This window comes from Rhodoferax sp. (assembly GCF_028715765.1).
In the GTDB taxonomy this organism is placed as follows: domain Bacteria; phylum Pseudomonadota; class Gammaproteobacteria; order Burkholderiales; family Burkholderiaceae_C; genus Rhodoferax.
Genome location: NZ_JAQURE010000025.1, coordinates 17,313 through 44,290, shown reverse-complemented (window position 1 = coordinate 44,290; position 26,978 = coordinate 17,313). Strand labels below are relative to the sequence as shown.

Sequence of the window (26,978 nt, the reverse complement as noted above, 5' to 3'; positions counted from 1 at the left end):
TGTTGATTTTTCCTGGGGTGGCTGACATTACATTGCTGGATCAAGCGATTTCAGCAAATATCGTGTCACTCTTTCATTGGGGAAATCCGCTCGTTTTACCTTTTCGAGGGGATGGGCTCATTTAGCCATCTTGGCCCGGTAAGCGGCGTCGCAGACCAGTTCGTCGGCATCGCAGGGGATGATGCGCGAGACACCGTCTTCGAACTGCAGCGCAATGTTGTATGACATGAGAGCGGTTTCCTATGAAAAGTGGCAGAGGGCTATTGGATGAAATCAGATGTGGTAGACGTCGAGCCAATGGTGGATGCGGTCGTTTTTTAGCACCACGTACTTGCGCTTGATCACCGGCTTGGCACCCGAGGTGTCAATGGTGTAGGTGGAGTGGCCAAAATACACGTCGACAATGCTGTAGCGGTAAGCGTGTGTGGTCCAGTTGAAGCGCACTTCCACACTGTTTTCGTCCTGCTTGAGCACTTCAATGTTGTTCACCGCATGACCGACACGGGTGTCGGGAATCGCCGAAGCGGCGCGCTCGGTCTCGATGCGGAAAATGCGGTCTTCCAGACCGGCGCGGCTGGGGTAATAGATCAGCGAGACTTCTTTTTGCGGATCGGTGGTGAGCTCACCGTCATCGTCCCAGGACGGCATGTAGAACTCGACGTCCGGCGCGTAGAACGCCAACCAGTCATCCCAGCGGCGCTCGTCAAGGGCGCGGGCTTCCTGGTACAAAAAGCTTTGAATGGATTCGTAACTCAGCATCATTATTCTCCTTGTGTTTGTTCAGCGGCGTAAGCCTTCTTCATGGTGTCAAGCCAGTATTCGTGCTGGCCGATGTACAAACCTTCATCTTCTGTCTTGATGCAGCTGAGCTCGGGCTTGAGGCCGATCAGGTCCGCCGTGGCATCCGGCCCCTTGACCCAATGCGTGGCACCGCGGCTCATGTCGTTCCACTTGACGATGCGGGCCTCATAACCAGTTTGGCAGGCACGGAACTCTTCCAGGTCGTCGGGTGTGGCCATGCCGCTGGCGTTGAAGAAGTCTTCGTACTGGCGCAGGCGGCGGGCGCGGGCTTCGGCCGGTTCGCCCTTGGGCGCGATGCAGTAGATGGTGGCTTCGCTCTGGTTGACCGAGATCGGGCGGATGGTGCGGATCTGTGAGCTGAACTGGTCCATCAGGTAAACATTGGGGTACAGGCACAGGTTGCGCGACTTGCGCAGCATCCAGTCGGCACGTTCTTCGCCAAACTTCTCAACCCATTCGGCACGCTTGGCCCACAGCGGACGGTCTTCCGGGTTGGCCCAGTTGGTCCACAACAGGATGTGGCCATGCTTGAACGAGTAGGAACCACCCCCTTGCTGCGCCCATTTGCCGGCGCTCATGGCCTTGATGGTGTCGACCTTGCCGTCGGCGCCGCGACGGCCGGTGGTGGCCGCGTAGTTCCAGTGAACAGCGGTGACGTGGTAACCGTCGGCGCCGTTTTCAGCCTGCAGCTTCCAGTTGGCATCGAAGGTGTAGGTGGAGGTGCCGCGCAGCACCTCAATGCCTTCGGGAGACTGGTCGACGATCATGTCGATGATCTTGGTGGATTCACCCAGGTGCTCGGCAAGCGGCAGCACGTCGGCCGCAATGCTGCCGAACAGGAAGCCGCGGTAGCTGTCGAAAGCGCCGATGCGCACCAGGTCATGGCTGCCTTCGCAGTTGAAGCTGGGCGGGTAGCCAGCGTCGGCAGTCTGGTCCTTGACCTTGAGCAACTTGCCGCTGTTGTTGAAGGTCCAGCCGTGGAACGGGCAGGTGAAGCTCGACTTGTTGCCCTTCTTGTGGCGCGCCAGCGTGGCACCGCGGTGCGTGCAGGTGTTGGCGAAGGCATTGAGCTTGCCGTCCTTGCTGCGGGTGATGACAACTTGCTGGCGACCCAGGTAGACGGTCATGTAGTCGTTGATGTTGGGCAACTGGCTTTCGTGGCCCATGAACACCCAGTTGCCTTCAAAGATGTACTTCATTTCCAGCTCAAAGAGCTGCTCATCGGTGAAGGCCGCCCGGTCGAGCCGATGGACATGCTTGACGGCATCGTCTTCGAGCATGGCATCGAGTTGACTCAGCTTGGTCGCGTTATCTACGTTGGTCTGTATCACACTGATCTCCTGTTGGCTGTTTAAAAATGGTTCGGCTAAGGTTTTGAATGCAACATGCTGCTTGTTTTTTGGCGCTCAGCGCTGCAATGCCGTGAGCACCGCCAAACTCATTGCCTTGACCGAGCTCTTGATGGTCGGCTCGGGCACTGGCGCAAAGGACGGCGAGTGATTTCCCGGCAAGGGCTTACCGCCCGGTCGCCTCGACGCCTCGACATCCTTCGGGTCATACACACCCACGAGGAAGAACATCGCCGGGACGCCCGCATCGGCGTACTCTGAGAAGTCTTCACTTGGGGTAATGGGCGGCATGCGCTTGATGTTGGCGCCGAGCGCGGCCCTCAGCGTCGCCTCCGTGCGCTCAACCAGCGCCGCGTTGTTGATCACCGCGTTACCACCCGGCAGGATATTGACCTCGGGTTCGGGTGCGCCAGACGTTGCCGCTGCGGCCTTGGCCGTGCGACGGATACCCTCGTGCATCTTGGTACGCACGCTCTGGTCATAGCTACGGATGGTGCCGCGCAGTGTCACATTGTCCGGAATGATGTTGCCACTGGTGCCGCCCTGAATGGCGCCTACGCTGAATACGCCGAACTGAAAAGGATCTTTCTCACGGCTGATTACGCCTTGCACATCAACAACGAAGCGCGAAGCCATCAGCACCGGGTCGATGGATTTGTCAGGGGCCGAGCCATGAGCACCGCGGCCATGGAACACTGCCTCAAAGCCGTCCGAGTTGGACGTGACGGCGCCGACGTTGAAGCCGATCTCGCCATAAGCCATCGGCCAAGTGTGCAGCGCGAAGGCGAAGTCCGGCTTGCCGAAGCGCTTGAACAGACCGTCGTCAAGCATGGCCTTCGCGCCGCTCAACACTTCCTCGGCGGGCTGCGCCACAAACATCAATGTGCCCTGCCACTGCCCACGTATGTTGGCCAGGGTCATCGCGGTGCCGACCCATGCGGCCATGTGCAGATCATGACCGCAGCTATGCGCAACAAACGTTTCCTTGCCTGCGTAGGTAGTCTTGATGTTGCTGGCGTAGGACAAGCTCGTCTTCTCCTCCATCGGCAGCGCGTCGAGTTCGGTACGAACCATAATGGTCGGTCCCTGGCCATTGCGCAGAATGCCGACCACGCCCGTTTTGCCAACGCCCTCGGTGACATCAAAGCCCAGGCCGCGCAACTCATCGGCGAGCTTCTTCGCCGTCCGAACCTCAGCAAAAGCGAGTTCAGGGTTGGCATGGAGATCCTTGTAGAGGAGCTCGATGCCTGGGTAGTCGCGCGATATCTGCTCGTCGAGGTTCTTGCCGTAGCGATCGGCAATGCTAGGCGCCTGGCCGATCGCATGAGCAGCGACCAGCAGACCGACCAGGCCCAGTGCCGTGCGTGCAGGTTTAAAAATTGAAGTCAAGATGTCTCCTTGTTTTGTTTAATTCCGGGTTCGATCGAATCCTTCTCAATACCGTGCGCTTGGCATTTTTTTATTGATCAGCGTCCGGAACTTTCGGCTTACGGGATCACTTATCGCAAACGACATGCCAGCTTTTTCTGCCCTGTTCGGCAAAAGCAGCAGTCCTTGGGGAAACGAAAGAATTGAACCCAAAAACCTAGGGTTTACACCTACGAAAATCGCGACCAATCTAGGGTTTCTACTGAGGCGCGATCAGAGGTGAAATACATCAAATGATTTACAGTTTTCAAGTGTGTTGCAGCGCAATATGTATCTTTTGATTCACTCGTCCGTGGCCTTGGTCAACGTATAGTTCAAGTCAATTGGAAAACGCTCAGGGAAGATGCGTGAGTGACTGCGATGTGGCCTAGTTGGCATGGCTTGTGCTCGTTCAATACAAACTTACAAAACGCAGACATGCGATGGAGACAATCATGAAATTCAAACACCTCACCGGTGCTGGGCGGCTGCCATGACCCCGAAAACAACGTTTGGCAAAAACACGCGTTCGCCGGAATTGCGAGTGGCACCCAGCATTGCGCCAAGCCCCAAACTCCCGCAGGGCAACGAGATGGTTTTCAAGGCCACCAACTCCGAGGTTGACAAGGTGCGTTATCCCAACCTCCTTGACCTGATGGGGCGTTTGCACTTCTCCACCCGCGATGGCCGGATCTGGCTCGATGACCAGCGCATGCTGCTGGTCCATGCCAAGGCACTTGGCGCTATGCGCAAGGAATTGATCGCTCACGTGGGCTCCGACGCGGCACGCGGCTACATGACGCGCATGGGCTATTGCGCCGGCGTCTGCGACGCCCAACTGGCACGCAAAGTACGCGTCAAGGCCTCGCTCAATGACATGTTTGTGGTTGGTCCGCAGATGCATTGTCTTGAGGGCATTGGTCTGTCCGAAGTCGTCCGGCTCGACATTGACGTTGAACGCGGCGTCCATTACGGAGAATTCCTCTGGACCAGTGCCGTCGAGGATGAGGAGCACATGCGGCATTTCCTGGTCGACACGGAACCAGCGTGCTGGATGCAGACCGGCTACGCCTCAGGCTATTCGACTGAATTCATGGGGCGCCCAGTGCTGTACCGTGAAGTTGAATGTCTGTCGATGGGCCACATGACGTGCCGCATTGTCGGCAAACTGGTGGAGGACTGGGACGAGGAGTCCAGAAAAGACATGCGCTTCCTGGTGCCTGAGACCTCGGTCAGCTCGCCGGTGCCGCTTGTGCGTCAGGCCAGCGCGACCGCGCGCCCGGTCGCAGCAACGGGTGATCTGGACAACCCGGTGGGTATTTCACCAGGTTTCAACGCGGTGCTGCACCTGCTCAAAAAGGTGGCGCCAACTCAGGCCACTGTGCTTTTCCTTGGCGAGAGTGGCGTCGGCAAAGAAGTATTCGCCCGCATGTTGCATCGCTGGAGCTCGCGCCAAGCCAAGCCGTTCGTCGCCTTGAACTGCGCGGCGATACCTGAAAACCTGATTGAGTCCGAATTGTTTGGCGTTGAACGCGGCGCTTTTACCGGTGCCAGCCATAGCCGCCCGGGTCGGTTCGAGCGCGCCGACGGTGGCACGCTGTTTCTTGATGAAATCGGAACACTCAGCTTTGGCGCGCAAAGCAAGCTGCTGCGGGTGTTGCAGGAAGGTGAAGTTGAGCGTGTGGGTGACTCGTCAACCCGCAAGATCAATGTGCGCGTGATTGCGGCGACCAACGTCGATCTGCGCGAAGAGGTCAAGGCCGGCAATTTCCGCGAAGATCTGTTTTTTCGCCTGAACGTCTTTCCGATTCGCATCCTGCCCTTGCGTGAACGGCGCGAAGACATTCCGCTGTTGATGGCCCATTTTCTTACCAAATTCAATCACCGCCATGAGCGTCGCTTGACCGGTTTCACTCAGCGCGCCGTCGATGCCATGCTGTCCTACGATTGGCCCGGCAACGTCCGCGAACTCGAAAACATCATCGAACGGGGCGTGATTCTGGCCAGCGACGACAACGCCATCGATGCATCACAACTTTTTTCCTGTGGAGAGCAGTTCAGCGATCAGCGCTACGCCATCAACAGCGAGGGCAAACTCGTGTCTGTCAATCCGGCGTCATTTACCGTAGCGCCAGCCGAACAAGGCGAATTGGATCGCGTGACCCGGCGCGTGAACGATTTGCTGATCGGTGGCAGCGATCAGTCGCCAGACAATGTCTCACTCGAAGAGATCGAGACCATGCTGCTGCGAAGGGCGATTGACGCGGCCCAAGGCAACGTCGCAGCCGCAGCCAGGTCACTGGGCATTACCCGCCCGCAAATGCTCTACCGGCTTAAAAGCCGCGGCATCCTCCAGGAAAGCGACTAAGGTATTTCGATGTTCTCTCACCTTGAACGCCCGGCGCTTGCCCGCGCCGGCTGGCGTCAGCTGTTGGCAGACTTCAGCCCGCTGTACGCGGCCAACGGCTTCATTGGCTTCATGTTTGCCGCCACGGCACCGGTGGCCATCATTCTGTCGGTCGGCGTGGGTGGGGACTTAAGCGAAGCTGAACTGTCGTCCTGGATCTTCGGTGTCTTTTTCATCAACGGTCTCGTCACCATCCTGATGTGCTGGCTTTACCGACAGCCCCTGGCCTTCTTCTGGACCATCCCGGGCACCGTGCTGGTAGGCCCAGCGCTGGCGCATCTGAGCTTCCCCCAGGTCATCGGCGCCTTCTATGCCACCGGCCTGCTGATGCTGTTGCTGGGCGCCACGGGCTGGGTCAAACGGGTGATGCGGTCGGTCCCCATGCCGATCGTCATGGGCATGGTCGCTGGCGTTTTTCTGCGTTTCGGTCTCGACCTGGTTCGGTCATTGCAGCAGGATATCGGCATCGCCGGTCCCATGGTGCTGGTGTTCATTGTGCTGACCATGCGTCCGGCGCTGGGACGACGCCTTCCACCACTGATCGGTGCGCTGCTGGTTGGTGCGGTTGCCAGCGTCCTGCTTGGCCGCTTCAACAGTCACGCGCTGGAGAGCCTGCAACTGGTGCAGCCGGTGCTTCAGTTGCCGCAATGGTCTTGGGCGGCGATGGTCGAATTGGTGGTGCCGCTGACCATAACCGTGCTGGTGGTGCAAAACGGCCAGGGCATCGCCGTGCTCAAAGCGGTCGGCCATGAGCCACCGGTCGACAGCATCACGGTTGCCTGTGGTGCAGGCGCGCTGCTCAGTGCGGTGGTTGGCAGTGTCAGCACCTGTCTGACCGGCCCCACCAACGCCATCATCACGGCGTCCGGCGAGCGCTCGCGTCATTACGTTGCGGGCATCACCACGGGTGCGTTTGCGGTGGTGTTCGGCTTGTTGTCACCGGCCTTCACCAGCCTGATGCTGCATGCGCCCAAAACGTTCATCATGGCGCTGGCGGGCCTGGCGATGTTGCGGGTGCTTCAGTCGGCCTTCATGGCCTCGTTCAAGGACAAATTCACGCTGGGCGCGCTGGTCGCTTTTCTGGTCACGGTGGCCGACCTCAGCCTGGCCAACATCGGCGCGGCCTTCTGGGGTCTGGTGGCTGGCATCATGGTGTCGTGGCTGCTTGAGCGCCACGATTTTGGCTGACTGGCAACAGGCACCGCTGGCAAACAGGCTTGATGAAACAATTGCACCGCAATCAGTGCAGTTCAACCAGCAAATCCTTGGCATTGACTGTCTCGCCAGCACGTACATGGATTGCATGCACCGTGGCATCCCGCTCAGCACTCAGCATGGTCTCCATCTTCATCGCTTCCATCGACAGCAGCGGGTCACCCTTGGCCACTTTCTGGCCGACTTTGACCGCCACCGTGACCACCATGCCCGGCATCGGTGCGCCCACGTGTTTGGGGTTGCCCTCTTCGGCTTTGGGTTTGGCTTTGAGCGCACCCAAACCTGCCTTGTGGACACGCACCGTGCGCGGCTGGCCGTTGAGTTCAAAAAAGACCTTGATCTTGCCTTCTTCGTCCACCGTGTCAGAGCGGCCGGTCTGGCGCACCACCAAAGTTTTGCCCTTGTCAATGTCGATGGCGATTTCTTCGCGGTCCAGCAGGCCGTAGAAGAACGGTGAGGTCGGCAGCAACGACACGTCGCTGTAATCACGCCGATGTTCGGCGTAGTCCTTGAACACCTTGGGGTACATCAAATAGGAGGCCAGATCGGTGTCACTCACTTTGCGGCCAATGGTGTGCTCGGCCTCCAGCCGTTTGGCCTCCAGGTCCACCGGGGGCAAATGGTCACCAGCCCGGCCTTGCATCGGGGCTTCACCGCGCAGCACCTTCTTTTCCAGAGGTTTCGGGAAACCATCCGGTGGAAAGCCCAGTTCCCCCTTGAACAGTGAAATCACTGACTCAGGGAAGGCAATCTCACGCGCCGGGTTGCTGACATCCTGCGGTTTGAGGTCGTTGGCGACCATGAACAGCGCCATGTCACCGACCACCTTGGAGGTGGGGGTGACTTTGACAATGTCTCCAAACAGGATGTTGACATCCGCATAGGCTTTGGAGACTTCGGGCCAACGGTGCGCCAGCCCCATGGCGCGCGCCTGTTCGCGCAGGTTGGTGTACTGGCCACCGGGCATTTCGTGGTTGTAGACATCTGAGGTGCCTGAGCGCATGTCGGCCTCAAACGGCACGTAGGCACGGCGCACACCTTCCCAGTAATGCGACAAGGCTTGCATGGCTTGCAGGTCCAAAACGGGGTCGCGGGCTGAGCCGCTGAGTGCTGCGGCAATCGAGCCCAGATTGGGTTGAGACGTCAAGCCGCTCATGGCATCCAGCGCGCCATCGACCGCATCACAACCTGCATCAATCGCCGCCAGTACCGAAGCCGCCGAGATGCCGCTGGTGTCGTGGGTATGGAAGTGGATCGGCAAGCCCACCTCTTGTTTGAGCACGCGCACCAACTCGAACGCGGCACGGGGTCTGCACACACCCGCCATGTCCTTGATGCCCAGAATGTGGGCCCCAGCCTTTTCCAGCTGTTTGGCCAGACCCACGTAGTATTTCAGGTCGTACTTGCTGCGCTTGCCATCAAACAGGTCGCCGGTGTAACACAGCGCACCTTCACACAGGGCACCGGTCTCGATCACTGCGTCCATCGCCACCCGCATGTTGTCGACCCAGTTGAGGGAGTCAAACACGCGAAACACATCGACGCCGTTCTTGGCGGCCTGCTGGACAAAGTAACGCACCACGTTGTCGGAGTAGTTGGTGTAACCCACCGCGTTGCTGGCACGCAGCAGCATCTGGAACAGGATGTTGGGCGTGGCTTCACGCAGGCGCGCCAGTCGCTCCCACGGGTCTTCTTTCAAAAAGCGGAGTGCCACGTCAAAGGTGGCGCCGCCCCAGCATTCCATCGAGAACAGTTGCGGCAACATGCGCGCGTAATGCGGCGCAATGGCGGTCATGTCGTCTGAGCGCATGCGGGTGGCAAACAGCGACTGGTGCGCGTCGCGCATGGTGGTGTCGGTCAGCAGCACCTGCGGCTGGTCTTTCATCCACTGGGCAAACTGGTTCGGACCCAGCTCTTTCAAGCGGTCGCGCGTGCCTTTGGGAACGGGCGCGGTGAGGTCACACACCGGTTTGATCGGCAGCGACAGCGGCAACTGGGGCAGCGTGCGGCCTTTCATCTCGGGGTTGCCGTTGATGGCCACATCGCCCAAAAACTTGAGCAGCCGCGTGGCGCGGTCACGCCGCTTGACAAAGTTGAACAGCTCGGGCGTGGTGTCGATGAAACGTGTGGTGCATTCGCCCGAGCGAAACAGCGGGTGGGCGATGACGTTTTCCAGGAACTGCAGGTTGGTGGACAGGCCACGCACGCGGAATTCACGCAGGGCGCGGTCCATGCGGGCGGCGGCTTCGTCGGGCGTGTGGCCCCAGGCGGTGACCTTGACCAGCAGCGAGTCGTAATACGGGGTGATGACCGCGCCAGCGTAAGCCGTGCCTGCATCCAGGCGGATGCCAAAACCTGCCGCGCTGCGGTAAACCGCGATCTTGCCGTAGTCTGGGGTGAAGTTGTTTTCCGGGTCTTCGGTGGTGACGCGGCATTGCAGGGCGTGGCCGCGCAGGCTGATATCTTTCTGGAACGGGATGAAGGAATCGTCGTCACCCACCCTGGCGCCCTCTGTGACACGGATCTGCGCCTTGACGATGTCAACGCCGGTGACCACTTCGGTGACGGTGTGTTCCACCTGAATGCGCGGGTTAACTTCGATGAAGTAATACTTGCCGCTGTCCACGTCATACAGGTATTCGACCGTGCCCGCGTGGCTGTAGTGGGCGGCACGGGCCAGGCGCAGGGCAGATTCGCACAGTTCCTGGCGGGTGGCTTCATCCATGTAGGGAGCGGGGGCACGCTCGACCACTTTCTGGTTGCGGCGCTGCACCGAGCAATCGCGCTCAAACAGGTGCACCAGGTTGCCATGCTTGTCACCCATGACCTGCACTTCGACGTGGCGGGCGCGGCGCACCAATTTTTCCAGATACACCTCGTCGTTGCCAAATGCCGCCAGGGCTTCGCGTTTGGCCAGCTCCATCATCGGTGCCAGGTCAGCTTCGGTTTCGATCACCCGCATGCCACGGCCACCGCCACCCCAACTGGCTTTGAGCATCAGCGGGTAACCCACGGTGAGCGCCATGGCTTTGGCACCTTCGATGTCGTCGGGCAAGGCACCGGTGGCCGGGACGACTGGCACCCCGGCCGCGATTGCCACGGCACGCGCCGCCACCTTGTTGCCCAGGGTGCGCATGACATCACCTTTGGGGCCGATGAAGGCAATGCCGGCAGCCGCGCAGGCGTCGGCAAAATCCGGGTTCTCACTCAGGAAACCGTAGCCGGGGTGAATCGCGTCCACCTCGGCCTCTTTGGCGATACGGATGATGTCGTCAATGTCGAGGTAGGCCGAAATTGGCTTTTTGCCGGCACCCACCAGGTAAGACTCGTCGGATTTGAAGCGGTGCAAGGCAAAACGGTCTTCGTTGGAGAAGATGGCCACGGTGCGGATACCCATTTCAGACGCTGCGCGCAGCACCCGGATGGCGATTTCGCTGCGGTTGGCAACCAGGATGCTTTTGATTTTTTTCATGGTGGGTTAGAAAACTTTGTGGGTCAGACTACCTCGGGTAGCGACGTGCTCTGACCCCAACTGATGAATGAACTGCACGGTTAACGCAGAACAGGACAAAGGTGCCGAAACACCTGTGTCCTGATGACATGGACTGGCAGCGCAGCTGGTGCCCCAACATGGACAAGCGCAGTGACACAAGCTTTGTGTCTGCCAGGCTACTAACGACCCATATCTTTGGCGCTGACCCCAGCGATGCCCCAGTTTTCTTTGGGCACATCCTGAATCCAGACGCGCACATTGGCCAGCGGCGCACCGGTGGCCTCAACCAGGGCGGCGCTGACCTTTTCGATCACAGCGCGCTTTTGATCTTCGGTACGACCTTCAATCATGTATATCTGGGCAAATGGCATGGTGTTTCTCCTGAAAATTTGTGTCTAAACAAAACGGATGCTAGTGCTGCCCATGCCCTGCACGCGCAGGGTCACGTTGTCACCGGCTTGTACCGCCACGGCTTCGGTGATGCCACCAGACAGGATCAAGGTGCCAGCAGGAATGCACTCGCCACGCGCACCGAGCAAGTTGGCCAGTGCCGCAATGGCTGCCGCCGGGTGTCCCATCACCGCGGCGCCGGCTCCAAACGCGACGGGCACGCCGTTCTTTTCCATCACCACGCCCACCGTGCGCAAGTCGCAATCGTTCACGTTCATCGGCTGACCGCCCACCACAAAACGTGCGGCTGAGGTGTTATCGGCCACCACACTTTTTAGGTCAAACTTGAAGTCGCGGTAGCGGCTGTCAATCACCTCAATACCTGGCATGACAAAGTCGGTGGCGGCCAGCACGGTGCCAATGTGGCAGCCGGGGCCGCGCAGCTCAGTCTTGGTGACAAAGGCAATTTCGGGCTCGACCTTGGGGTGAATCAATTCGCTCACCTTGCACTCGCCGCCGTCTGCCACCACATAGTCGTCGGTCATGAAGCCAAACACTGGCGTGCTGACACCCATTTGCTTCATCTTGGCGTGTGAGGTCAGTCCAGCCTTCAGGCCGACGATGGTGCGGCCACGGGCCAGTTTACGGCGTCGGATTTCGTTCTGGATGGCGTAGGCATCATCCCAATCCATATCGGGATGGTCATCGGTGATTTTTGTGGTGTCTTTTTGCGCCAGCTGGCAGCCTTCCAGCCGATCAGCCAAGGCGTTGATGGTTTGAATATCGAGTTTCATAGGGTTCCTTGGGTTATGCCGCAGCACGGGCACGGGCCAGCGTCATGGCTGTGTCTTCAATCATGTCTTCCTGGCCGCCGACCATGCCGCGCCGACCCATTTCGACCAGGATGTCGCGGGCGCTGACACCGTATTTCTTCTCTGCGCGTTTGGCAAACAGCAAGAAGCTGCCATAGACACCGGCGTAACCCAAGGTCAACGCGTCGCGGTCAATACGTATCGGGAAGTCCATGATCGGCACCACCAGGTCTTCGGCCACGTCCTGGATCTTGTACACATCCACACCAGTGGGGATGCCCATCAGGTCCAGCACTGACACCAGCACCTCCATCGGCGTGTTGCCTGCACCAGCGCCCAATCCCGCAGCCGCTGCGTCGATGCGGTTGGCACCGACTTCAATCGCTGCCAGCGAATTGGCCACACCCATGGCCAGGTTGTGGTGGCCGTGAAAGCCCAATTCGGTCTCGGGTTTCAGCGCCTGCCGCACGGCGTTCAGCTTTTCTTTCACATCCTTGGGCAACATGTGACCGGCCGAGTCGGTGACGTAGATGCAATTGGCCCCGTAGCCTTCCATCAGTTTGGCCTGGGTAACCAGTTTTTCTGCGCTGGCCATGTGTGCCATCATCAGAAAACCCACGGTGTCCATGCCCAGCGCGCGAGCCTTGGTGATGTGCTGTTCGGACACATCGGCTTCGGTGCAATGCGTGGCGACACGGATGGTGTGCACGCCCAAGTCTTTGGCCATCAGTAGGTGGTCAACGGTGCCGATACCGGGCAGCAGCAGCGCGGATATTTTGGCTTGTGTCATCAGCGGGATCACGGTGCCGAGGTATTCCTCGTCGGTGTGGGCTGGAAAACCGTAGTTGACGGAAGAGCCGCCCAGGCCGTCGCCATGGGTGACTTCGATCAGCGGAATGCCTGCGGCATCCAGACCGCAGGCGATGCTTTTCATCTGCTCCAGCGTCATCAGGTGGCGTTTCGGGTGCATGCCGTCGCGCAGGGTCATGTCGTGCAAGGTGATTTTTTTGGCTTGTGTCATGTTCATTCTCCAGGTTGGGGTCAGGCTTGCAGGGGTTTGAGCGTCAAGCGACCCGCAATGATTTCTTCGGCAAACATCTCTGCCGTGCGAGCGGCGGCAGCGGTCATGATGTCGAGGTTGCCGGCGTACTTGGGCAAGTAGTCGCCCAGGCCCTCCACTTCCAGAAAGACCGACACCCGGTTGCCGTCAAACACCGGGCCGTTCACCAGTTTGTAGCCCGGCACATACTTTTGCACCTCTTTGATCATGGCGTGGATCGACTCGGTGATCTTGGCCTGATCGGGCTCGGTCTCCGTCAGGCAGTGCACCGTGTCGCGCATGATGAGCGGCGGCTCAGCCGGGTTGAGGATGATGATGGCCTTGCCCTTTTTGGCACCACCGACTTTTTCCACTGCACTGGCGGTGGTGCGAGTGAATTCATCAATGTTCTTGCGCGTGCCGGGGCCGGCAGATTTACTCGACACGGTGGCCACAATTTCGCCATACGCCACCGCTTGCACGCGGCTCACCGCCGCTACCATCGGGATCGTGGCCTGGCCGCCGCAGGTGACCATGTTGACGTTCATCTCACCCTTGCCCACATGCTCGATCAGGTTGACTGGCGGCACACAAAACGGGCCGATGGCCGCAGGTGTCAGGTCAATCATCAGCGCGCCAAGGGCATTCACTTTGCGGCTGTTTTCGGCGTGCACATAGGCACTGGTTGCATCGAAAACGATTTGCACGCCGTCTGCCACCATGTGAGGAATCAGGCCATCCACGCCTTCCGCAGTGGTTTTGATGCCCATCTCGCGGGCACGTTTGAGGCCGTCTGAATTGGGGTCAATCCCCACCATCCAGACTGGCTCCAGCACCGGACTGCGTTGCAGTTTGGCCAGTAGGTCGGTGCCGATGTTGCCGGGCCCGATCAGGGCACATTTGATTTTTTTCATAAAAACTCCGTCAGTTGAAATTAGATAAGAGAGCGAACCACGCCGCCATCGACGCGCAGCGCAGCGCCATTGGTAGCCGCCGAACGCGGACTGCACACATAGGCCACCATGGCGGCCACTTCAGCGGGCTCGATGAAACGCTGCAACAGCGAGGTCGGGCGGCCCGATTTGAAAAAGTCACGCTCAGCCTGTTCCAGCGTCTGGCCGGCTTCGCGAGCCAGCGTGGCAAAGAACTCGCCCACCCCTTCGGTGCGGGTTGGGCCAGGCAGCACGCTGTTGACGGTCACACCGGTACCGGTACAGGTCTCAGCCAGACCACGCGACACCGAAAGTTGCGCCGACTTGCTCATGCCGTAATGCACCATGTCGCCCGGTGGGCAAATGCCTGACTCGCTGGAGATGAACACAATGCGGCCCCAGCCGCGCGCTTTCATGTCAGCCAAGTGATGCCGTGCCAGACGCACACCGCTCATCACATTGACTTCAAAAAAGCGCATCCAGTCGTCGTCGCTGATCTGCTCAAAGGCCTTGGGCTCAAAGATGCCCAGGTTGTTGACCAAAATATCAAGTTCACCCGCAGCCGCCAGTAACTGCTGGCAACCGGCGGATGTCGACAGGTCAGCGGCGACGCCGTCGATTGAAGCTTGCGGCAACTCGGACTGAAGGCGAGCCACAGCGCTGGCCAGTCGCGCCTTGTCGCGGCCATTGAGGATCACATGCGCTCCTTCTGCCGCAAGTTCGCGGGCGGTGGCCCAACCAATGCCGGAGGTAGAGCCGGTCACCAGGGCGCGTTTGCCTTTGAGTAATAAATCCATACAGACTCCTTGTCAGGTGTTGCCGCGTGCAGGCGGATACAAAAAGGGTTTTAGCCAGCGGGTCAGGCGCGGCGCAACCACCCAAGTCATGAGCAGCAGCACCACCAGCAACGTGATGACCATCACGCGAGGCAGCAGCGGCCAGTTGGCCAGCAGCGGTGCCACGGTCAGGAACAGCACGTACACCGTGGGGAAGATGCCCAACCAGGTGACCACTGCCACTTTCCAGCGTGGTGGTGGCTGGTGCACTGCACCTGTGGGCGGGGTAAACCAGTGGCCCAGGCCACTGACCTCACGCAACCTGGTGCTGCCGAGCGTGTGCGGCGCAATGGCCTGCAGGCGCTCGGTGCGCACAGACGAGGTTTGCCAGGCTTGCATGTGCTCAGGCGTGTCAAAGGCAAACACCGCGTGGTACAGGTTGCTTTCCTCGTCGTCTGCCTGCGCGTCCGGACGCACCAACTGACCACCGAGGTAACCCGGGAAAAGCCGGGCGGCAGCGGTCATCGCCTCCGATGCCTGCTCGAAAGCGGCCTCATGAGCCGGCTTGACGCGGCGCGACACCAGCACGGTGACGGCGCTGGGGGCGTGAGGATCGGCTGTAGCCATGACGACTCAGGCAGTTTCAGGAAAAGCGCACCGAGCAGCTGCCCAGCCCGCCAATCGACACCCGGAAGTTGTCACCGGCCTTGGCGGGTGACATGGCGGCAAGTGCGCCTGACAGAATCACCTCCCCGGCTTTCATGCCAATGCCCAGGCGGCCCAAGGTGTTAACCAGCCATGTGACGGCGTTCACCGGTGAGCCCAAGGCGGCCGCACCGGCGCCGGTACCAATGATCTCGCCGTTTTTCTCCAGTACCATGCCGCAGGTGGACAAGTCGATGCGACGGGGGTCCACAGCGCGGTCGCCCAAGACAAAGACACCGCAGCTGGCGTTGTCTGCCACGGTGTCCTGGATCTTGATCTTCCAGTCGCGGATGCGGCTGTCCACGATCTCAAAACACGGCATCACACATTCGGTGGCAGCCAGCACGTCGGCGTTGCTGATGCCCGGGCCCATCAGGTCTTTTTTAAGAATGAAGGCAATTTCACCCTCGGCCTTGGGCTGGATCAGCGTGGCGATGTCGATGGACTGGCCTTCGTTGTAGATCATGCCGTCCAGCAGGTAGCCGAAATCGGGCTGGTACACACCCAGCATGTTCATCACCGCCGCCGAGGTCACACCAATTTTTTTGCCCACCACGCGTTCTCCCGCTTGGATGCGGCGTGACAACATGCGCTGTTGGATGTGGTAGGCGTGCTCGATGGTGATGTCGGGGTGACGCGTGGTGAGCGGGTCCACCACGGTTTGGGTGCTCATGGCGTGGTAGAGCTCGTCGCCCAGGGTTTCGATCAGTTTTGAATCCATTGAGGTTCAGTCCGGTTGGTTAATTAATGATGTTTTACGCCTCTAGCTCTTATGAAATAAGCACAAGTAGCTATCAACTTTGTATTTTTCTAAATCTATCAGGCAGCCTGTGCGTCGGCCTCGGCCAGGAAATTCCCAACCAGTTGGCAAAAGCGGGCTGCGTGCTCAATCTGCGTCCAGTGGCCACAGCGGCCAAACACATGCAGTTGCGCGCGGTCAATCCATTGGGCCAAGGTCAGGGAGTTCGACAACGGAATCACCAGGTCTTCCCGGCCATGCAGCACCAGGGTCTCGTGCGGCAGCGCGCGAATGTCGACCTCAGTGCTGGCCAGCGCATCTACGCCGTTTTGCCGGGGCGCAGGAAACATCGATTGAAAGGCTTCCTGAAAGCCGGGCTGGATGCTGGCCTTAAAACGCAATTCGGCCAGTTCGTCACTCATCAGTGAGCGGTCAAAGGCGAACAAGTCCATCAGCTTGCGCATGTTGGCAATCGAGGGCTGGTAGCCCCAGACCGCATCCAGACCGGGAGTTATCGGGAACGACACCCCGGCTGCGCCCATCAACACCAGGCGGCGCACCCGCTTGGGGTGTGAAATGGCCAGCGCGAGCGCCAGGCCACCGCCAAACGAGTTGCCGACCAGGTCGGCCTGCTCGATCTTCAGCGCATCAAGCAGGCCCACGGCCTGCGCCACCCAGGTGGCCATGTGGTACTGGATGCCGGCCGGGCGATCACTGTAACCAAAGCCCACCATGTCGGGCGCAATCACCCGGCGCTCTTTGGCCAGCACCGGAATGCTCAGGCGCCAGTTGGCCCAGGCGCTCACGCCCGGACCCGAGCCGTGGATCATCAGCAGCGGAAAGCCGGTGCCGACGTCGTGGTAGTTGGTGGTGATGCCGTTGGCAACAATAGATTTGCCGATTTCAGGATTCTGGGTCATAGATTTGTCTTTCAATACTTGATCATCACGTTGCGCAGTTCGGTGTAGAACTCCAGCGAGTGCACGCCGCCTTCGCGCCCGATGCCCGACTGCTTGGAGCCGCCAAAGGGCGTGCGCAGGTCGCGCAGGAACCAGCTGTTGATCCAGCACAGGCCGACTTCAATCGCGCCCGCCAGACGCATGGCACGGCTGATGTCCTGCGTGTGGATCGAGGTGGCCAGACCATAGCGGTTGGCGTTGACCATGTTGAGCACTTCTTCTTCGGTGTCAAACGGCTGGATGTGGCAGCAGGGCCCGAAGATTTCTTCGGTGACAACGGTGGCGGTTTCGGGCAGACCGGTCCAGATGGTGGGTTGCACCCAGCAGCCGTCCTTCAAATCGTCGGGCATGTCGGGAATGCCGCCGCCGAAGACGATGTTGGCGCCCTCTTCCTTGGCCTTCTGGTACATGCCCAGCACTTTTTTCTGGTGGATTTTGCTCACCAGCGGGCCGATCTTGGTGTCATGGTCAAACGGGCGGCCCGGTTTCATCTTCTGGGCCTGCTCCTTCAGCGCGGCGACGAACTTCTCAAAAATCGGGCGCTCCACATACACGCGCTCGGTGCCCAGGCAGACCTGGCCGGCGTTCTCGAAGCAGGAACGGGTCACCGTGGCGATGGTGTTCTCAAAATCGCAGTCGGCAAAGACCACAGCGGCATTCTTGCCACCGAGCTCCAAAGACACCGGGCGGATGCCGTCGGCACCGGCTTTCATGATGGCGGTGCCGGTTTTGGTTTCGCCAGTGAAGGTGATGCCGTTGACACCCTGGTGGGCGGTGAGGAAGGAGCCGGCGGAATTGACACCAAAACCGTTGACCACGTTGTAAACGCCTGGCGGCACGCCGACCTTGTTCATGACTTCGCCCAACAGGGTGGCGGTGCTGGGGGTGGCTTCCGACGGTTTGACCACCACGGTGTTGCCGCAGGCCATGGCCGGGCCACATTTCCAGGTCATCAGCAGCAGTGGCAGGTTCCATGGGCAGATGATGGCGATGACACCACGTGGTGTGCGTACACCGTAGCTGCGGGCGGTCTTGCCGTCGGGGGTGCGCATCTCGAAGGATTCGGTCGAGACGTTTTTGATGGTGTCGGTGAAGATCTTGAAGTTGGCGGCACCGCGCGGGATGTCGATGTGCGAGGCCAGGTGCGCGGGTTTGCCGGTGTCGGCAATCTCGGCTTGCAAAAAGTCATCAAAGCGGCGGTTGATCTCGGCCACCACGCCGTCGAGCATGGCGCAGCGGTCCACCACCGAGAGTTTGCCCCAGGGGCCGTGCAGGGCGGCACGGGCGGCGGCAACTGCCGCGTCCACCTCGGGCTGGCCGGCTTCATGGACCATGCCGATCAGGGAGTTGTCTACGGGATTGCGTTTTTCGTACGTCTTGCCGCTGACGTTGCTGACGTATTCGCCGTTGATGAAGTTCAGAATCTGTTTCATGGTGCAATTTTCTAAAAGTTAACTGTTCAAACCGATGGCTTTCAGTCCCGCTTGCGCGCAGGCCTCGTCCTGTTCCTCGGAGCCGCCCGAGACACCGATGCCGCCAATGCGCTGACCTGCTTCGACAATCGGTAAGCCACCGCCAAAGGCGACAAAACGTGGACGCAGCACGATGCCTTCACGTACCGCCGCCGAGTGTTCCTGCAACGCGCCGTGCCACTGACTGGTCGGCAAACCGAAACTGGCGGCGGTGTAAGCCTTGTCGATGGCGATGTCGATCGAGTGCAAAAAGGCACCCGGCATGCGCAAAAACGCGGCCAGATTACCGCCGAGATCAACCACTGCGATGTTGATGGCGATGCCCAGGCTGTCAGCGTGCTGCGCGGCAGCGCGGGCCGCTGCGGCGGCTGCATCCCAGCCAATCACCGCTTGTGAAACAGACACTTTCATCCGTGCACCTCGTTCAGCAGAGCTTGTTTAGGCACGCAAATCGGGGCATGGCCCGCGCGCAAAACACCTGTCATTGCCATTTTGAATATCTCCGGTAGCAGGTTGAGGGGGACAAGACGCTTGACGGTTCAACCACCCGGCAAACGCTCTTTTTCATGGCACTGGGACTTGGCATGATGACGGGGTCAGAAGACGCGATCTTTGCCGCCGCTTTCCGGCTGAAATTTGCGCACAGTCTCCAGGAAGGCCATCAGCACCGGCGAGACATCGCCCCGGCGGTACAGGCAAACCAGGTCGACCGTCGGCGGCGGATCGGCTTTAAGCGGTCGATACACCACCCCCGGCAGTTGCAGGCTGCTGGCTGCCTCGGGCGTCACGCACAGGCCAAAACCACTGGAGACCAGGGCCACTGCGGTGACGACGTCCTTCACTTGCAACTCCACCTGGGCTTGCAGCCCGGCCATGCGAAACAAGGACAACACATGGTCCGCAAAGCCTTCACGCGTGTTGTTGGGGTACAGAATGAGCGGCTGCGCACTGAGTTCGCGCACGCTGATGGCGGCTTGTTGCGCCAGCGGGTGCTCACCGTGCAACGCTACCAGCAGCGGCTCCTGGTACACCGGTTCGACCACCAGGTCCGGCTCGGGCCGGACATGGCGGTTGAAGCCAATGGTCAGACGCCGCTCACGCAATGCCCGAATTTGTTCGGCCTTGGTTTGTTCATGCAGGCTGATCTTCACCTGGGGGTAGAGGCTGCGAAACTGCAACAGCAGGCGCGGAATGTGGTGAAAGATGGCCGAGCCAAAAATGCCCACATCCAGGCGGCCCATTTCGCCCCGACCGGCCTGGCCCGCGCGGTCTTTGGCAGCGTCCACCATGCCCAGAATGCGCCGGGCATCGTCGAGCAGGGTGCACCCGGCGGCGGTCAGCGCCAAGCCTTTGGGCAGACGCTCGAACAGCGGCGCGCCGATCTCGCTTTCTATGGCTTGCACCTGGCGGCTCAAGGGTGGCTGCGAAATATGCAAGCGTACGGCCGCGCGGCTGAAGTTCAACTCTTCAGCCAACACCACAAAATTTTTCAGTTGTCGCAGGTCCATGGCTCAAACACCGGACGCGGTGACGCCCAGGGCCTGGATGGCGGTCCGGTGGTCTAGGTGGCTGATCGATTGGCGGCGCATGGTGTCTCTTGGTTGTGGGGCGATCCCCAGCCGCTGACCCGTGTCCAGCGTTGGGTTGCCGCTATCGTAGAAACGCATTGCGATACCGTCCAATACCATTTTCGAAACCAAGCTATACCCCTTTTGCATAGCGCAAGCCGTGCTGCGCCCCCTGGCACCGTCTCGCATCAGGGGGCGTGGCATGACTCAGAAGGCCTTGACAAACGTGAAGCGCAGGGTCGAGCCCTTGGCCTGGGGGTTGCTGCCGCCCTTGGCGGAATACTCGTCGTAATAAGCGGCCTTGAGCATCACACCGGCCTCTTTCATCAGCGGGTAAACCACCTCCACGCCGATGGCATGGCGCTCGGCGCGGTCGTTGCTGGCGCCGGTGCCCGTGTCGTCGCTGGTCTGCCATTGGTCGTAGCCCACCACGCCCACTTGCACCGGACCGATTGACTTGCCAAAACCCCACTCCATGGTGACCTGGTCGCCGGGCTCAAACCCACGGTCGTCTTTGGAATTCATCTCGTAGCGCAGCAGGGCCGAACCACTCCAGCTTTTGGCAGCGTCAAAGTAGTAAGTGCCGCCGCCGGTCAACATGGTGGACTTGTAGCCATTGCCGGGCTTGGAGATCGAATCACTGTTGGCGTTGTCAAACCACAGGCCCGCTGCCGCAACCGCATCCCAGTTGCCACCATGCCAGCCCAGCACCAGCGGACCCAGATAGATATCACCGACGCCGGAACTGGACTCGCCAGCGAAGGCCATCGACTTGCGGATCACCGGCACGATGGCTTCCACGCCGTAGTCGGCACCCAAGACCTTGGTGTTGGTGATGTAGACAAAGCGGTTGGCCAGCGCGCTGACGGTGCCGGTGTTGTTGCCTGGAATGCTGGTTTCGCTGCCGGGCGCGCGCAGCTCGTCAATGCTGTAGTTCACCAGGTAACCCAGGTAATACATGCCGGGTGGCGGCACGCTGGCGGCCTGAATGCCTTCAACGCCGGGCAAGTAATGCCCGCCTGCGGTGGCGCACACGCTGGCCACCGTGGCCAGGGCGGCTAAAACGATTTTTTTCATGGTTGTGTGGTTCAAAAAATGGAGGACAAAAAACATGGGCCGCCACGCCATGCAGGGGGCGCGGCGGGGAGACACCGCTCAGGCAATCAGGTGTACACCTCGGTGAAGGACGGCACCATCTCACCCGTGTGGTAAAAAATGCCGCTGCCCAGGTGTGATTCGTCCCAGGTGGTCACAGGCCGGTCGCGCTGGGCCAAGTAGCCCAGGCCGGCAAAGGTTTCGTTGCGGTTGCCGCTCGGGTCGAAGAAGTAGATGGTCTCACCGCGGGTGATGCCATGGCGTGTGGGAGCCACTTCGATCTTGGTCTTGGTCTTGGCCATCACGTCGGCCGACTTCAGAATGTCGTGCCACGAATCCAGGAAGAAAGCAATGTGGTGCAGCCCCATGCGCGGACCGGCCACAAAAGCGATGTCGTGCGGCATGGTGGTGCGCGCCAGAAAGGTGGCAGCCTGCATGTCACCATTCGGGCCCACCAGGAATTGTTCGGTCAGGAAAAAGTCGAGCACCTCAATCACGAACTTGGTGTTTTCCGCCACCTTGTTGACACCCGTTTCCGGGTTCATCTCGCACATCAGCAGGCAGTGGTCGAGCCAGTGGGCGCCCGCGCCCTTGAGGTTGTCCGGCCACGGGTCCGGGTTGTTGGTGCCGACCTCGGTACCCACGTACTCTTTCATGGCATACAGGCGCATTTCATGGCCGCTGGGCAGGTTGAACTGCAACAGGCGACCGGTGGACGGCAGCGTGCCTTCTTCGAGGATGGTGGTGGCGACACCGTAGGCTTCGACTTTCTTTTGCAAGTCGTCGAGGTCGCTGTCTTTTTCGACTTTGTAGGCGACGTGGTTGAGGCCGGCCTGATCGGACGGCGTCAGGATCAGGGAGTATTTGTCCCACTCGTCCCAGCACTTGAGGTACACATTGCCGTGTTTGTCCTCCATCATTTTTTTCATGCCCAGCACGTTTTCATAGTGCTTCAGAGCCGCTGCCATGTCCATCACTTTGATGCTGACGTGGCCAATTCGCATAATGCCCATTGCTATCTCCTTGTGGTTGAAAGTTGAATAAAAAATCAGGCGCTTGCCGTGCTGGCAAACCCTTGGCGGAACGGCTTTTCGAACTTGCCTGTCACCTCCAGCCGAACGGCGGTGACCGGTGCCACACGGCAGGCCAGGGTGAAGCCGGCGGCTTCTTCTTCGACGCTGACGTGGGCGCGACTGACGGGGCCCAGGGATTTGATCTGGCCTTCCATGATGTGAACCTTGCAGACACCGCAGCCGCCGTTGACGCAGCCCACCGGGATGCCTTTGCGACCCAGCCGCAACATGCCTTGCAACAAGCTTTCATCATGCGCGCAGGGAAATGTTTCGCCGGTTTGCGCGACGTGAACAGCAACCTTGGGGCGGGTGTCAAAAAACATCGTGCCGCTCCCCTCAGACCCGTTTAAACAAGGGGCTGCGCTGCTGCTTGGTATCTGCTGCCGAGAGGAACTTCTCGGTGTAGATGTCGCGCTCGTACAGACGCCCTTGCATCAACGTGGAAATACAGGCCTCGATCATGACGGGCGGGCCGCACAGGTAGGCCTTGTTGCCGGAGAAGTTGCCCGCAAAGTGGGCCTTGGCCACGTCGTGGACATAGCCTTGTGCGCCCTGCCAGCTATCGCCCAGCGCCGCGTCGGAGAGCGCCGGCACGTAGTTGAAGTTGGCGTGCTGTTCGGCCAGCGCACGAAACTCGGCGTCGTAATAAAGCTCTTCTTGCGAGCGCTGGCCATAGACCAGGGTGATTGGCAGCGTGCTGCCGGACTCGAGCAAATCCAGAATCATCGAGCGCGGGCTCGACAGGCCTGAGCCGCCGGCAAAAAACACCACCGGCTCGTTGGCCGACTTGCGCACAAAGAAGCGGCCGTAGGGCCCGGAGATGCGCAGGGCATCACCCGCCTTGAGCTGCTCGTGCAACCAGGTGGTGCCCGCGCCGCCCTTGAGAATACGCACGTTGAGCTCGACTTCACCCGTGGCTTGAACTTGTGCCGGGGAATTGGCAATGGAAAACGCGCGGCCGCCTTCGATGCCGGGAATCACCACCTGCACATACTGGCCGGCCTGGAAGTGCAAAGGCTTGTCAAGCTTCAGAAAAATGGCTTTGATGGTGGGTGTGAGCGATTCGATGCGCGACACCGTGCAGTCAAAGTCACGTACCGGAATGATCTCGGCGTCGGGCTCTTCGTCGATGTCGGCCTCGATGGTGGCATCGCTTTGCAGCGTGGCGCAGCAGGCCAGCGTCTTGCCGGCATCGCGCTCAAAATCCATCAACGCGAAGGGATTGGCGTGGCCGTGGTCGACCTCACCGTCGCTCACCTGCACCTTGCAGGTGCCGCACAAACCATGACCGCAGGCGTGCGGAATGTAGATGCCCTGGCGCAGCGCAGCATCCAGCAGGGTCTGGCCTTCTTCGACTTCAATGGTCGCGCCCAGCGGTTCAATGGTCAGTTGGTAACTCATGGTCTCTTTGGTTGGTGAAAGATGGCAATGCAGCTGCCGCAGCAGGCGGGTTGGCCCCACCTGCTGAAGCTGGAACACTTAGTTGCAGGATCCGTTCAGGCCGGACAGGCCGGGCGTTTTGAAGCGGATCACGTCCTTGTGCTTGAGCCCGTTTTCCGCCAGGGTCTTGGCCGGGTCGGGCGTCCAGGGTTGGCCAGACTTGGTCCATTGCACTGTCGCCCAGTCGATCTTGGCAAAGTCAGGGTGGTAGCCATAGGTGCCGGGCAACACCGCGCTGCCCAGGGCACCAAACGGCGTGTCGGCGGGCAAGGGCAACACAATCGGCGCGCCAAACAGCAGGTGCTGGTCCCAGCCGATGAACAGCAGCGGCGCCGGAAAGTTCTCCCGCACGTCCTTGGCGGGAAAGTCATAGGGTTTCAGGGCGTTGACGCTCATTTCGTGCTTCCTTCTGCAGAGTCACCGCGCCAGGCGGCAAAGTTTTTCTGGTCTTCTGAACCCTCAAAGTCGAAGTTGTCGCGACCGACGGTCATGTTGTAGTAATCCAGCAAGGCCAGCAGGGGGTCGAAGCCCTCGGCGGTGGGATCAACCCCTTCCTTGAAGCAGTGGCCCTGGTAGACCTGCTGCGGTGGCAGCCAGGCCTGGACATACTTCTCGGGCTCGTTGTCAAAAATTTCCTTGCAGTGGTCGCTGCAGAAGTGGTACTTGTAAGCCTTGTAGTCGCTTTCGCGGTAGGCGATTTTGGTGGCATCACCTTCCTCGGTGAAGATCATCGGGACCTGGCAGATCTGGCACAGCATGGGCAGCGTCTTCTGGTAGAAGCGGTTGCCTTGCTCCGCCTGCTCGCGCCAATAGTTCCAGCGCGGACGGTAGTACTTGTCGAAGGTCTCGGGGTACTTCTCCGACAGCCAGGCCATCTCTTCTTCCTTGGGGATCCAGGTGTGCAAGGGGGCGGCGGCGTTGTAGTTGTAAAACACGGCAAAGGTCTGGTGGCTGATGTGGTCCTTGCCTTCGCAAGCCTGGATCCAGCCCTTGGGTTTGCGGATGCCGTAACGCGCCAGGTCCTTGAACAGCGCCTCGCCGTTTTCCTCGACGTACATTTCCCAGCTCTCGCGCCAGCTCATCACGCGCTTGGGCAGCATGTAGTCTTGCATCATGGCCACGATGGACAGCAGCCGGTAACCACGCCAGAACCATTTGTCGATCCAGCCCTGCACGATCGGCACGTTGTCGGGGTCTTGCTCCAGCATGAACTTGATGCACTCGATGCCCAGCGTCATGTGACGTGATTCGTCAGATTGCGCACTGAAACCAAAGGTCACGGTCGACATGTCGCCGTTGTGGGCGGCGCCGCTCATGAAGGGCACGAACAGCAGATTGGTCAGCACGTACTCGAACGAGAAACTGACTGCGGTCAGGAACTCGAACGGGCCGCCGGTGTAGGCGTCTTCAAAGAACGACTTCGGCACCGACAGGTACCACACGCGGTCAAACATGTGTTTGGCGCTGTGCAGACCATTGAAGTACTTGTTGTAGTGGCTTAACGCATGGGTTTCGGTTTGGTAATGGCGCAGTTCGTCGATTGACTGCATCTGGCAGGCCACGCGCGCGCCGGCACCGGTGAACTGGCGACCCACGTGGGCAAACCCACGGTAGGCGTAGTACTCCAGCGGAGTCACGCCAGTGAGGAAAAGCTTGAGCGCGCTGATGTAACGCGCGTCGGTCACACCGAGCTGGCCGTTGTTTTGTGCAAACGCCTCGATCACGGCATAGAGCTTTTTCTCTTTTTCGCCCTGGTATTTCCAGTAGGCGTCCATGGTCAGGCGGAACGGGTCTTCCCACTTGTCCCAGTCGTGGATCTTGATGCCTTCGTATTTATCATACGGAAACACTTTGTCCATGGGCTGGTAGGTGGTGTCCCAGGCCAGGCCACGCGTCATGGCGGCATAACGTTCTTTGAGACCGAGTTTCTTTTTGATAACAGGGGTATCCATGAATGCTCCTTGGTGTAAATTCTACTTCAGTTGGACCAGCTCAGCGAGAGCTCGTCATCGTCTTCGTCGATGCGGCCCGACAGGGTGACCAGATTGACGTGAATCTGCTGCAAATCGAAGGCGCGTCCGACCAGCTCCTCGATGGTCTCGCGGCGGATCACCAGGCGGCCGGGCGCATCGATCTTGACCAGTCCGGTCGGATAAGTGGCCTGCGCGGCCGCGTTGTCGGCCAGGATGGCCTCGATGATGGGACGCGAATCTTCGTTGTCCTGGAAGGCGATAAAAACGTTGGACATGCTGAGGTCTTTCGTGAATGAATGAAGGGCTTGGCGCGCTCAGGCCACCAGACCGGCTTTTTTGCAGCGCAAGTCGAGCGCCTCGCGCACCTCTTGCAAGATGTCGACCCCGTGGGCACCCAGCGCCAGCTCGGCCACCGGTGTCAGGGCGGTCTGGGCGCGATCCGTCCAGGCTTTCACCCAGCCCGAGATCAGCTGGCGGTTCTCGTCGGATTCAGCCGCGGCCACCTTGACCACCGCGTCAATCCAGCGTGCGCTCTCGGTATGCCACTCGGGCATGAAGGCAGCCAGCATCGAGACCGCGGTGCCGCCCTGCAAGGCAATGTGATCATCGACGAAGTTGCCGTAAATCAGCGGATAGAGCTGGCCGTCGAGCGCCAGGTTTTGCGCAATGAACAACTCGAACGGGTCCTGCACCACCAGCGTGTCTTCAACATAGTGGCGCAGCGGCTGCCAGCAGGCGGCGTTGAGCCAGTCGTTCTTGCCGGCGTCCAGAATGGCGGGCTCATCGAGGGCCAGACCCAGGCGGGTGATGAACTGCGCCGCGCCCAAGTGGTCCATGGCGTGGAACATGGCAGGCGCGGTGAACGGCGTGCCGTAGCCGTAAGCGCCGATGGAACTGTTGTTCATGTTGCCGCCCCAAGCCACATGGCGCAGTGGCATCAGCACTTCGCAGGCCTTGCTGCGCACGGCGTCCGACATCTTGGCGACCAGGCCGCGCGACTGGACAAAGTCATAGCTCGACTCGATCGCGTCCTGCTGGCGGGCCCGGGCCATGGTCCAGGTGGCGTAGTAGTACTGGCGCGGGTCACGCAACACGTTCCAGTCGGCGAGCTTGATGGCCGAGCGTGACTTGTCGAAGATCTCGTGCTCGGGGTCCCAAGTCGGGCGGTAGTGGAAGTTGTCGGTGGGCTGGGTGTCAAGCGTGGCTTCCTGGTAGCGCGACGCTGGTTTGTCATTGCCAACGTATTTGGCCGTGTGGCTAAAGGTGTTGCGCAGGGGCTTGATTTCACGCGTGTGGAGATCAACTGACATAGGGGCTATCCTTTTTAAAAAAA

General features: G+C 59.9%; 25 protein-coding genes and 1 pseudogene. 2 read left to right on the top strand and 24 right to left on the bottom strand.

The annotated features are described in order from the left end of the window. Positions 1 to 126: 126 nt before the first annotated feature. From PHT20_RS10275 to PHT20_RS10260, 4 genes and pseudogenes are all read right to left on the bottom strand, one after another. Positions 127 to 228, bottom strand: a pseudogene (locus PHT20_RS10275) (NADH oxidase); the annotation flags it as partial. Between the two features lie 45 nt (positions 229 to 273). Further along, complete coding sequence (gene benB / locus PHT20_RS10270) at positions 274 to 765, bottom strand: benzoate 1,2-dioxygenase small subunit (RefSeq protein ID WP_366520921.1); 492 nt, start codon at positions 763 to 765, stop codon at positions 274 to 276. After that, on the bottom strand, positions 762 to 2,081 hold the full coding sequence (gene benA / locus PHT20_RS10265) for a benzoate 1,2-dioxygenase large subunit (RefSeq protein WP_301020460.1): 1,320 nt from the start codon (positions 2,079 to 2,081) through the stop codon (positions 762 to 764). Before benA ends, benB begins: the two co-directional genes overlap by 4 nt. A gap of 126 nt (positions 2,082 to 2,207) precedes the next feature. Further along, positions 2,208 to 3,452 carry an amidohydrolase gene (locus PHT20_RS10260; RefSeq protein ID WP_301020465.1) on the bottom strand — a complete coding sequence of 415 codons (1,245 nt, stop codon included), beginning with the start codon at positions 3,450 to 3,452 and terminating at the stop codon, positions 2,208 to 2,210. Between the two features lie 598 nt (positions 3,453 to 4,050). Here PHT20_RS10260 and PHT20_RS10255 point away from each other — a divergent pair. Together PHT20_RS10255 and PHT20_RS10250 are read left to right on the top strand one after the other, a co-directional pair. After that, positions 4,051 to 5,925: a sigma-54-dependent Fis family transcriptional regulator gene (locus tag PHT20_RS10255; protein ID WP_301020459.1), complete on the top strand. Its 1,875-nt coding sequence runs from the start codon at positions 4,051 to 4,053 to the stop codon at positions 5,923 to 5,925. Positions 5,926 to 5,934: 9 nt separating this feature from the next. Then, entirely contained in the window at positions 5,935 to 7,152 is a 1,218-nt protein-coding gene (locus tag PHT20_RS10250) for a benzoate/H(+) symporter BenE family transporter (protein WP_301020458.1), read from the top strand. A gap of 52 nt (positions 7,153 to 7,204) precedes the next feature. Here PHT20_RS10250 and PHT20_RS10245 read toward each other — a convergent pair whose 3' ends face one another. The 20 genes from PHT20_RS10245 to PHT20_RS10150 form a co-directional block, all read right to left on the bottom strand. Next, positions 7,205 to 10,651: a pyruvate carboxylase gene (locus PHT20_RS10245; RefSeq protein WP_301020457.1), complete on the bottom strand. Its 3,447-nt coding sequence runs from the start codon at positions 10,649 to 10,651 to the stop codon at positions 7,205 to 7,207. A 200-nt stretch (positions 10,652 to 10,851) separates the two neighbouring features. Continuing rightward, a complete protein-coding gene (locus PHT20_RS10240) occupies positions 10,852 to 11,061 on the bottom strand; it encodes a 2-hydroxymuconate tautomerase (RefSeq protein WP_301020464.1) in 210 nt (69 codons plus the stop codon). Positions 11,062 to 11,067: 6 nt separating this feature from the next. Then, the gene (gene dmpH / locus PHT20_RS10235) at positions 11,068 to 11,856 is read right to left on the bottom strand and encodes a 2-oxo-3-hexenedioate decarboxylase (protein WP_301020456.1); all 789 of its coding nucleotides are present in this window, start codon (positions 11,854 to 11,856) and stop codon (positions 11,068 to 11,070) included. A gap of 13 nt (positions 11,857 to 11,869) precedes the next feature. After that, a complete protein-coding gene (gene dmpG, locus PHT20_RS10230; RefSeq protein ID WP_301020455.1) occupies positions 11,870 to 12,901 on the bottom strand; it encodes a 4-hydroxy-2-oxovalerate aldolase in 1,032 nt (343 codons plus the stop codon). Between the two features lie 14 nt (positions 12,902 to 12,915). Further along, the gene (bphJ, locus tag PHT20_RS10225) at positions 12,916 to 13,827 is read right to left on the bottom strand and encodes an acetaldehyde dehydrogenase BphJ (protein ID WP_301020454.1); all 912 of its coding nucleotides are present in this window, start codon (positions 13,825 to 13,827) and stop codon (positions 12,916 to 12,918) included. Positions 13,828 to 13,847: 20 nt separating this feature from the next. Further along, the gene (locus tag PHT20_RS10220) at positions 13,848 to 14,642 is read right to left on the bottom strand and encodes an SDR family oxidoreductase (RefSeq protein ID WP_301020453.1); all 795 of its coding nucleotides are present in this window, start codon (positions 14,640 to 14,642) and stop codon (positions 13,848 to 13,850) included. Between the two features lie 12 nt (positions 14,643 to 14,654). Continuing rightward, positions 14,655 to 15,248 (bottom strand): antibiotic biosynthesis monooxygenase, encoded by a 594-nt coding sequence (locus PHT20_RS10215; RefSeq protein WP_301020452.1) that lies wholly within the window; start codon positions 15,246 to 15,248, stop codon positions 14,655 to 14,657. A 16-nt stretch (positions 15,249 to 15,264) separates the two neighbouring features. Next, positions 15,265 to 16,047 carry a 2-oxopent-4-enoate hydratase gene (gene dmpE / locus PHT20_RS10210; RefSeq protein WP_301020451.1) on the bottom strand — a complete coding sequence of 261 codons (783 nt, stop codon included), beginning with the start codon at positions 16,045 to 16,047 and terminating at the stop codon, positions 15,265 to 15,267. A 98-nt stretch (positions 16,048 to 16,145) separates the two neighbouring features. Then, positions 16,146 to 16,985, bottom strand: a complete 840-nt coding sequence (locus tag PHT20_RS10205; protein WP_301020450.1) for an alpha/beta fold hydrolase — start codon at positions 16,983 to 16,985, stop codon at positions 16,146 to 16,148. 11 nt (positions 16,986 to 16,996) lie between these two features. Next, positions 16,997 to 18,457 (bottom strand): 2-hydroxymuconic semialdehyde dehydrogenase, encoded by a 1,461-nt coding sequence (locus PHT20_RS10200; protein ID WP_161124055.1) that lies wholly within the window; start codon positions 18,455 to 18,457, stop codon positions 16,997 to 16,999. An 18-nt stretch (positions 18,458 to 18,475) separates the two neighbouring features. Continuing rightward, on the bottom strand, positions 18,476 to 18,907 hold the full coding sequence (locus PHT20_RS10195) for a heme-binding protein (protein WP_161124056.1): 432 nt from the start codon (positions 18,905 to 18,907) through the stop codon (positions 18,476 to 18,478). 185 nt (positions 18,908 to 19,092) lie between these two features. Further along, positions 19,093 to 20,004 (bottom strand): LysR family transcriptional regulator, encoded by a 912-nt coding sequence (locus PHT20_RS10190; protein WP_161124057.1) that lies wholly within the window; start codon positions 20,002 to 20,004, stop codon positions 19,093 to 19,095. A 267-nt stretch (positions 20,005 to 20,271) separates the two neighbouring features. Beyond that, the gene (locus tag PHT20_RS10185) at positions 20,272 to 21,141 is read right to left on the bottom strand and encodes a transporter (RefSeq protein ID WP_301020449.1); all 870 of its coding nucleotides are present in this window, start codon (positions 21,139 to 21,141) and stop codon (positions 20,272 to 20,274) included. A gap of 86 nt (positions 21,142 to 21,227) precedes the next feature. Further along, complete coding sequence (locus PHT20_RS10180; RefSeq protein WP_301020448.1) at positions 21,228 to 22,172, bottom strand: catechol 2,3-dioxygenase; 945 nt, start codon at positions 22,170 to 22,172, stop codon at positions 21,228 to 21,230. A 35-nt stretch (positions 22,173 to 22,207) separates the two neighbouring features. Next, positions 22,208 to 22,555: a 2Fe-2S iron-sulfur cluster binding domain-containing protein gene (locus tag PHT20_RS10175; protein ID WP_301020447.1), complete on the bottom strand. Its 348-nt coding sequence runs from the start codon at positions 22,553 to 22,555 to the stop codon at positions 22,208 to 22,210. Between the two features lie 13 nt (positions 22,556 to 22,568). Continuing rightward, complete coding sequence (locus tag PHT20_RS10170; protein ID WP_301020446.1) at positions 22,569 to 23,633, bottom strand: phenol 2-monooxygenase domain-containing protein; 1,065 nt, start codon at positions 23,631 to 23,633, stop codon at positions 22,569 to 22,571. A gap of 78 nt (positions 23,634 to 23,711) precedes the next feature. After that, a complete protein-coding gene (locus PHT20_RS10165; RefSeq protein ID WP_161124061.1) occupies positions 23,712 to 24,068 on the bottom strand; it encodes a phenol hydroxylase subunit P4 in 357 nt (118 codons plus the stop codon). Further along, entirely contained in the window at positions 24,065 to 25,624 is a 1,560-nt protein-coding gene (locus PHT20_RS10160) for an aromatic/alkene/methane monooxygenase hydroxylase/oxygenase subunit alpha (protein WP_301020445.1), read from the bottom strand. The genes PHT20_RS10165 and PHT20_RS10160 overlap by 4 nt, the downstream gene beginning before the upstream one ends. A gap of 26 nt (positions 25,625 to 25,650) precedes the next feature. After that, a complete protein-coding gene (locus PHT20_RS10155; protein ID WP_161124063.1) occupies positions 25,651 to 25,920 on the bottom strand; it encodes an MmoB/DmpM family protein in 270 nt (89 codons plus the stop codon). 39 nt (positions 25,921 to 25,959) lie between these two features. Next, on the bottom strand, positions 25,960 to 26,955 hold the full coding sequence (locus tag PHT20_RS10150) for an aromatic/alkene monooxygenase hydroxylase subunit beta (protein ID WP_301020444.1): 996 nt from the start codon (positions 26,953 to 26,955) through the stop codon (positions 25,960 to 25,962). Between the last annotated feature and the right edge of the window lie 23 nt (positions 26,956 to 26,978).

Coding starts and splice junctions, on each gene's coding strand:
- benA (WP_301020460.1), bottom strand. CDS start 2,081: ATGCTCGAAGACGATGCCGTCAAGCATGTCCATCGGCTCGACCGGGCG.
- PHT20_RS10255 (WP_301020459.1), top strand. CDS start 4,051: ATGACCCCGAAAACAACGTTTGGCAAAAACACGCGTTCGCCGGAATTG.
- PHT20_RS10250 (WP_301020458.1), top strand. CDS start 5,935: ATGTTCTCTCACCTTGAACGCCCGGCGCTTGCCCGCGCCGGCTGGCGT.
- PHT20_RS10245 (WP_301020457.1), bottom strand. CDS start 10,651: ATGAAAAAAATCAAAAGCATCCTGGTTGCCAACCGCAGCGAAATCGCC.
- dmpH (WP_301020456.1), bottom strand. CDS start 11,856: ATGAAACTCGATATTCAAACCATCAACGCCTTGGCTGATCGGCTGGAA.
- dmpG (WP_301020455.1), bottom strand. CDS start 12,901: ATGAACATGACACAAGCCAAAAAAATCACCTTGCACGACATGACCCTG.
- bphJ (WP_301020454.1), bottom strand. CDS start 13,827: ATGAAAAAAATCAAATGTGCCCTGATCGGGCCCGGCAACATCGGCACC.
- PHT20_RS10220 (WP_301020453.1), bottom strand. CDS start 14,642: ATGGATTTATTACTCAAAGGCAAACGCGCCCTGGTGACCGGCTCTACC.
- PHT20_RS10215 (WP_301020452.1), bottom strand. CDS start 15,248: ATGGCTACAGCCGATCCTCACGCCCCCAGCGCCGTCACCGTGCTGGTG.
- dmpE (WP_301020451.1), bottom strand. CDS start 16,047: ATGGATTCAAAACTGATCGAAACCCTGGGCGACGAGCTCTACCACGCC.
- PHT20_RS10205 (WP_301020450.1), bottom strand. CDS start 16,985: ATGACCCAGAATCCTGAAATCGGCAAATCTATTGTTGCCAACGGCATC.
- PHT20_RS10200 (WP_161124055.1), bottom strand. CDS start 18,457: ATGAAACAGATTCTGAACTTCATCAACGGCGAATACGTCAGCAACGTC.
- PHT20_RS10195 (WP_161124056.1), bottom strand. CDS start 18,907: ATGAAAGTGTCTGTTTCACAAGCGGTGATTGGCTGGGATGCAGCCGCC.
- PHT20_RS10190 (WP_161124057.1), bottom strand. CDS start 20,004: ATGGACCTGCGACAACTGAAAAATTTTGTGGTGTTGGCTGAAGAGTTG.
- PHT20_RS10185 (WP_301020449.1), bottom strand. CDS start 21,141: ATGAAAAAAATCGTTTTAGCCGCCCTGGCCACGGTGGCCAGCGTGTGC.
- PHT20_RS10180 (WP_301020448.1), bottom strand. CDS start 22,172: ATGGGCATTATGCGAATTGGCCACGTCAGCATCAAAGTGATGGACATG.
- PHT20_RS10175 (WP_301020447.1), bottom strand. CDS start 22,555: ATGTTTTTTGACACCCGCCCCAAGGTTGCTGTTCACGTCGCGCAAACC.
- PHT20_RS10170 (WP_301020446.1), bottom strand. CDS start 23,633: ATGAGTTACCAACTGACCATTGAACCGCTGGGCGCGACCATTGAAGTC.
- PHT20_RS10165 (WP_161124061.1), bottom strand. CDS start 24,068: ATGAGCGTCAACGCCCTGAAACCCTATGACTTTCCCGCCAAGGACGTG.
- PHT20_RS10160 (WP_301020445.1), bottom strand. CDS start 25,624: ATGGATACCCCTGTTATCAAAAAGAAACTCGGTCTCAAAGAACGTTAT.
- PHT20_RS10155 (WP_161124063.1), bottom strand. CDS start 25,920: ATGTCCAACGTTTTTATCGCCTTCCAGGACAACGAAGATTCGCGTCCC.
- PHT20_RS10150 (WP_301020444.1), bottom strand. CDS start 26,955: ATGTCAGTTGATCTCCACACGCGTGAAATCAAGCCCCTGCGCAACACC.